The following is a 6587-nucleotide window of genomic DNA, read 5'->3' on the forward strand; positions in this document are numbered from 1 at the left end:
CTGCACACCAGCGCACGTTGGTGTCCAGCCTTCAGGCGCATCCCCACGCGCTGCGAAGCAGCAAGACGGGGCGGCTGAAGCCTGCACACCAGCGCACGTTGGTGTCCAGCCTTCAGGCGCATCCCCACGCGCTGCGAAGCAGCAAGACGGGCGGCTGAAGCCTGGCCACCAGCGCGTGGTGCATCTTCACTTCAATTTACTTCCATTGCCCAACGCGACCGATAGACTCGCTATCATGGCTTGAGAAGCACCAAACCCGACGATGGAGCACTCCGATGCTGACACCTTTTCATCTGGCCATCCAAGTCCGCGACGTTGACGAGGCGCGTGAGTTTTACGGGGTCAAGATGGGGCTGGCTGAAGGGCGAAGCGACTCGGCATGGATCGACTTCAATCTGTTCGGCCATCAGTTGGTCACCCATCTCAATCCTGCCTTGGGACAAAATGGTCGGGTGGCCAAGCATCATAATCCGGTCGATGACCATGCGGTGCCGGTGCCACATTTCGGCGTGGTGCTGGAGGTCGACGTGTGGAAGCCATTCGCGGAGCGTGTCGCCAGCTTCGTGGACGAGTTCATCATCGAGCCCCACGTCCGATTCAAGGGTCAGCCGGGCGAACAGCACACCATGTTCTTCGAGGATCCCAGTGGGAACGCGTTGGAATTCAAGGCGTTCGCGGATATCCAATCCCAACTGTTCGCCACCGACTGATGCAGATGATTTACCGAGCACTACTGCCACTGCTTGTTCTCACGAGCCAACTCGCCGCCGCTGAACTCCAGTGGATCCGGGTCAGCGACGACGGGCAGACGTTCGTCCGTGCGGAATCCGGGACTCCGTTTATTCCGTGGGGCTTCAATTACGACCACGAAGGTGACGGCAAACTGCTCGAAGACTATTGGGACGACCAATGGCCCACCGTGGAAGCCGCATTTGGCGAGATGAAAGCGCTGGGCGCGAACGTGGTTCGCATCCATCTCCAGTTCGGACGGTTCATGGAAAGCCCGACGGAGCCGCGGCAACATTCACTCGACCAACTCGCCCGTCTGGTTCAATTGGCCGAGCAAACCGAGCTGTACCTCGATCTGACCGGGCTGGGCTGCTACCACAAACAGGACGTGCCCGCCTGGTATGACACGCTCAGCGAAGAGGACCGTTGGGCGGCGCAAGCGGTGTTCTGGGAAGCGGTTGCGAAGACCTGTGCGACAAGCCCCGCGATCTTTTGCTACGACCTGATGAACGAACCGGTCGTGCCCGGAGGCGACAAGCGGCGCGACGATTGGCTGGGACCGGGTTTCGGCGGCAAGCACTTTGTGCAGTTCATCACTCTGGATCGAAACAACCGCAATCGTCCGGATGTGGCACGAGATTGGATCCGCAAATTAGTCTCGGCGATCCGCAAGCACGATAAACAGCACTTGGTCACCGTCGGTCTGGTGCCGTGGAGTTTGGACCGCCCGGGGATGACTTCGGGATTTGTTCCCGAAGCGATCGCCGACGAACTGGACTTTATCGCCATGCACATCTACCCAGAATCCGGCAAGGTGGCCGAGGCGATCGAGACGGTCAAGGGATTTGCAGCGGTCGGTAAGCCCGTCGTCATCGAAGAGACCTTCACGTTGAAGTGTGGTGCCGACGAACTGGAACAGTTCATCGATCAATCTCGGCCCTACGCGACGGGCTGGATCGGATTCTACTGGGGAAAGACGCCGGATGAAATCCGGCCGGCCAAGACGATCCCCGAGGCGCTGACGTTGGGTTGGCTGGAATTGTTTCAAAAGAAACGCGACGAGATCGTTGGACAGGCGGCCTCGTTTCTCCGCAACGGCGTTACCGCTCATCGAGGCAATTCAGGAAGCTTTCCCGAGAATACGATACCGGCATTGGAAAGCGGAATCGATGTCGGCGCCGACTGGATCGAGTTGGACATCTTTCGCACCCGAGACGGACAACTCGTTGTCATTCATGACCAGACCACCAAACGTGTCGGCGACCAAGATCGCGTCGTCGCTGAATCCACTTATCAGCAGCTTTCGAAAATTGACGTGGCCACCGATTTTCGGCGACGGAACGGCAAGAGTGTCGAGGAATGCCCGGTCGAGCGGATTCCGTTGTTGAAAGAGGTGTTGCAGCGGGTCATGACGCAGAACCGGACTCGGGTTTCGATCCAGCCCAAGATGGATTGTGTCGCAGACGCGGTGGCGTTGATCAAAGAGATGAACGCCGAGCGATGGGTCGGGTTCAATGATGGAAACCTCGATTACATGACCGAGGTGAAACAACTTGACCCGACGATCCCCGTGTTCTGGGATCGCGGCAAGGAAACGGACATCGACCAGGACATTACGATCGCACAGCGACACGGCTTTGAAGCATTGGTGCTCCATCACGAAGGCGTCACCGCGGAGAAGGTGCAAAAAATCAAGGCGGCCGGGATCACTGTCGGTGCCTGGAGCGTTAACGATCCGGAGACGATGAAACGCCTACTCGAGCTCGGCGTCGAACGGATCTACACCGACCATCCGCAATTGCTGCTTTCGCTGATTGCGGAATAACGGACCAATGGATCGTGTTCCATCCCCTTGGTTCACACCGTGTGACGAACATCATCACTCCGCCGTCGCCCAGCCGTGACCGGTTGGGATGATCGGCCGGTCGGCGCGCACGTTGGGAATCTCGCCGAGTGGCGCCAAGGTTTGTTCCCAGGCTTGGTGTCGCAGCGCCATTTGCTTGACGACCTCTGAATGCTCTGACGCGATGTCGCGTTTCAATCGTGACTCAGCTGACTCAGCTTCAGCGGGAATTCCTTGACCGCTTTTCCACTGTTGTCGACGCATTTGAACGTCATCACGGGATCATCTGGGCGCAGGTCGAAGTGAAGTTGCCCCCAAAAGTTGCCTTGATTGTAAGACCAGACGGCGTTGGGGAAGGTTTGGTGTGTGTGTTGATTCGTCACTTTTGCGGACACAAACTCATACAGCGGATAGCCTCGCGGACGTTCAATTTTCCAGATGTCCGAACGGTGACGGTCTCCGGAGATCAGAATCACGCCATCGATCTTGCGGTCATTGATCAAGTCAAAGATCTCGTCGCGTTCGGCCCGCGCCCAGGTACCGGCCCATGAATCCTTGCCGTCTTTATCGGCACCGTCGGACCACATCGTTCCCGACGCGATGACTTTGAACTTGCCTTTTGCATTGGCCAATCCATCGAGCAGCCATTGTTTCTGGTCCGGCCCCAACATGGTTCGGTCCCCTTTGTCGCGGTAGAAACGTCCGTCGGTCATGAAAAAGTCGACGTCTCCGAGTGAGAATGAATGCCACGTGCCTGGCATTTCGCGACCACCGCCGTAATGTGGATTGTTCCAGTTCTGGGCAAAGACCTTCCAATTGGGGCGTTTCCAAGCCGCGTCCAAACCGGCCCCGCCGGAGGAATCATTCATCGCCATGTCGTGGTCGTCCCAAACGGCGTACATGCCAACGCCTGCGATCAGTTCGCGGTAGGCCGGGCTGAGGCATCGACGGTAATAGAACAACCGTTGCGCTCCGCGGCGATTGACGACATCGATATAAACGTTGTCACCGAGACCCAAGTAGGCCAAGGGTCTCGATTTGGCCATGTTGTGCCAGGCGAATTCATTCGGCGGGACGTAACGTGATCCCGAGCCGAACGTCACGTGGAAGTCAACGTCTTGCCCCTTGTCCGGTGCCGTCCGGAATTTGAACGTCGGGGATTGGATCGTGCGGCCATCGATGTTGACCGTGTAGGCGTAGTCGGTGAAGGGTTGCAATCCCGACACGGTCATGACGGCCGTGAAGTCATCTTCGGCGGCAGTCTGAACCGTGTCGGACATCTGCGCCCCGACGCTGATTTGAACCCGCGCCGGCCCCGCGGTGCGAACCCAGAACTTCGCCGACGTCGGCTTGAGGTCGCCGAGCATGGGCCCGTTGAACAGTTTCAGGTCGTGCTTTTCCACCAAGTTGACGAACTCGGGTTCGCTCAACAGATCCGCCATCCCGCCTTCTGCGCCGAATCGTCCGGTTTGTCCCTTCGGATCGCTGCCGTAGAAGGCGTCGATCAGGTAGGGATCCAGATCCAACATGACCGGATCCTGCTCGCCCTTGGTCAGAGGTTCTTTCGCCCAAGCAGACATGCCTGCGGTCAGCAGCAGCGTCGCGATGAAGGTGGTCAGGGGCGTTGTCCATGGATTTATTTTCATCGGTTCTCCTTCGATGGTGGGGTCCAGATGCCAGACATTGTAGGCCACGGGATGTAACAGTTCACCCGTTGCTCCGCTTGGCTAGGCAGAACCACACCGGAGCGTGTGGGAACAGACCCTTCCAACCACTTGCCGAGATCTGAGATGCTCTGCCGATTCGCCACCGCGTTTTCCTTGTTTGCCCTGTTCGGAACCTTCGCCACCGCTGCTGAATTTCGAGACGACACCAAGGTCGCGACGAAAACTGCCCCCGTGGTGTCCCGCACCGCCGAGAGTTTGGCGACGGTCGACCAACAAATCTGGATCGATCCCGTCACCGGCGAAGTCCACACCAAGCCGGTCAAAGTACCGACCAAGACCAGCGGTGGAGGAACGCTGGCGTTGCCGTCGGATTCGCCGGAACCAGAACAGGAGCCTCAATCGCTCTACGATCATTTTGACCCCGCCGATGGCAGCAAGGCGATGCTCAACGCCTACTTGCTGGCACAATTGAGCATGACCGTTTACAGCGACGCGACCAGTGAAGCCGCCTTTGAAGAAGACTTGATCGACCGACTTGATCCGCAGGGCATCGAAGAGGGCAACATTGACGTCATCATGAACGACGACACCGGAACCGAAGCGGCGGCGTTCACCATCGGCGATACCCTTGTGATCGCCTTCCGCGGCACCAGCAGCGAAGGGACCAACAACATCAATCCCTACGTCGATGCCACGACCGACTTGAACGATGATCCCTGGCCGATCGAAATCAACAACAAAAAATTCTTCGTGCACCTCGGGTTTTGGGACAGTGTCGATTCGGTTTACCCCTGGGTGCTCGCTCGCGCCTTGGACGCGCATGCCAGCGGAAAGAAGGTTTGGTTGACCGGTCACAGCCTCGGTGCGGCTCGGGCCACGTTGGCCGCGACACGGCTGCACTATTCCGACGAGATTCCCGTCGATGGATTGATGACGTTCGGATCACCCAAAGTCGGCGACGAAAACTTTGCAGCGTTCTGTCACGACAAGGGGGCCGACGATTGGAGTCTGCAACAGGTCACGACACGGTTTGTCGTCAGCGGCGATCCGGCGACGACGTTTCCGGAAAAGGAACAAATCGGAATCAACTTTCTCACCGGATGGGTTTACTACCAACACATCGGCCGAACGATCACGATCTTCCCGTTTGACAATGGTGGCGATTTCATGATCATTCCCGGCGAAACCAACTTCACTCCGACGGCGGCTCAGTGGATCGGCTTCCTCAGCGGTGCCGGCCATAGCGAACACATGTGGTACGACGACGCACTCCTTGAAGAGGTCCGAGAGGACGACCAATTCAACGCGATCGAAGCGATGGTGATGGAGCACGAAGCAGTCGCCCAGTGATTCCGACCAACCACATCGATTGCGACCGTTCACCTCGGCCCGGCGTTTCGGGCCGAGGTGTTGGACAGATTGTCGTTAGATGCCATTTTGTCGCGGTCGCAACACGACAAAATGTCTCATGCCACGTGGCGGCGGCGGGAATCGGACGGCCGCGTCCTCGGCTCACATGCTCCACTCAGACCGAGTTCGCTCCTTCGAATGGCGACCTCTTTGGGGGCATCAATGCCGACTGAAACGCGGTTTCCCTTGATCGCCGTGATGGTTAGCACAATTTCATCACCAATTTGAATTCGCTCGTTCTCTTTCCGTGAAAGCACCAACATGTTTCGTCCCCTGAATGGTTTTGACGTGAAGTGTGCCAACAGCGTCTGAGCTGTCGCGTGTTGACTCTGCCGGATGCAACGTTTGTGCCAATCAGCTGATTCTGGTTGCCCATCCGCTTGGCAAGTCTTCATTGCACGCCAGCGGACCTTCGGCAGGAGTCAACGTTTTTCGACGGTCAACGCGATTGATCGTTGAAGACGTCCCAGGTCAGCCACAACATGGCAAGGCCCACACCCAGGTAAGTCCAATCGAACAGTAAGCTGGCGTGCATCCAGGGCCAGGCGAACGCCAGGTCGAGCGAGCAGAGGACGATCAGCCCACTGGCGACGAGAAACGACAGGATCGTGAACGACTTTTCACGGGTGAAACCGCTGAAGAATCTCCCTAATCGGGATTTGCGTCGTCGCGACGTCGGTCGGGTTGACGTTGCGGGTGCCCCGGTTGCAACCGCCGCGGCGTCGGGGCGATTCGATCGATCCCATGTCGGTTTGATCGCGTGTCGCCGCGGCTGGCGGGCATCGTTCTCGCGGGCGCGACGCTCACTTCGGCGCGGCCGCCGCGTTCGCTCGGTAGATGAAGACCGGTGGGTGCTGTGTCGTGGTTGATCCAATGTAGCGGGCATGAAAGGTTCCTCCGTTTGATCGACGGGAAACGTTCATGCCGCAGAGTATGCA

General features: G+C 58.1%; 7 protein-coding genes. 3 read left to right on the top strand and 4 right to left on the bottom strand.

What is annotated here, in order from left to right:
* The first annotated feature begins 275 nt into the window (after positions 1-275).
* Both ABX749_RS16850 and ABX749_RS16855 read left to right on the top strand, forming a co-directional pair.
* A complete protein-coding gene (locus tag ABX749_RS16850; RefSeq protein ID WP_372896995.1) occupies positions 276-710 on the top strand; it encodes a VOC family protein in 435 nt (144 codons plus the stop codon).
* Positions 711-715: 5 nt separating this feature from the next.
* Positions 716-2554: a glycerophosphodiester phosphodiesterase family protein gene (locus ABX749_RS16855; protein ID WP_372896996.1), complete on the top strand. Its 1839-nt coding sequence runs from the start codon at positions 716-718 to the stop codon at positions 2552-2554.
* A 54-nt stretch (positions 2555-2608) separates the two neighbouring features.
* Here ABX749_RS16855 and ABX749_RS16860 read toward each other — a convergent pair whose 3' ends face one another.
* Together ABX749_RS16860 and ABX749_RS16865 are read right to left on the bottom strand one after the other, a co-directional pair.
* The gene (locus tag ABX749_RS16860) at positions 2609-2770 is read right to left on the bottom strand and encodes a hypothetical protein (protein ID WP_372896997.1); all 162 of its coding nucleotides are present in this window, start codon (positions 2768-2770) and stop codon (positions 2609-2611) included.
* A complete protein-coding gene (locus ABX749_RS16865) occupies positions 2767-4218 on the bottom strand; it encodes an alkaline phosphatase (RefSeq protein ID WP_372896998.1) in 1452 nt (483 codons plus the stop codon). The genes ABX749_RS16860 and ABX749_RS16865 overlap by 4 nt, the downstream gene beginning before the upstream one ends.
* Before the next feature lie 144 nt (positions 4219-4362).
* Between ABX749_RS16865 and ABX749_RS16870 the strand changes: the two genes are divergently transcribed.
* Positions 4363-5589, top strand: coding sequence for a hypothetical protein (locus ABX749_RS16870; protein WP_372896999.1), 1227 nt, complete (start codon positions 4363-4365; stop codon positions 5587-5589).
* Positions 5590-5705: 116 nt separating this feature from the next.
* On the opposite strand, the gene ABX749_RS16875 is transcribed toward ABX749_RS16870, so the two are convergent.
* Positions 5706-6044 (bottom strand): carbon storage regulator, encoded by a 339-nt coding sequence (locus ABX749_RS16875; RefSeq protein WP_372897000.1) that lies wholly within the window; start codon positions 6042-6044, stop codon positions 5706-5708.
* A 44-nt stretch (positions 6045-6088) separates the two neighbouring features.
* Positions 6089-6535 carry a hypothetical protein gene (locus ABX749_RS16880; RefSeq protein WP_372897001.1) on the bottom strand — a complete coding sequence of 149 codons (447 nt, stop codon included), beginning with the start codon at positions 6533-6535 and terminating at the stop codon, positions 6089-6091.
* Positions 6536-6587: the final 52 nt, after the last annotated feature.

The sequence above is a fragment of the Stieleria sp. genome (assembly GCF_041595215.1).
In the GTDB taxonomy this organism is placed as follows: domain Bacteria; phylum Planctomycetota; class Planctomycetia; order Pirellulales; family Pirellulaceae; genus Stieleria; species Stieleria magnilauensis.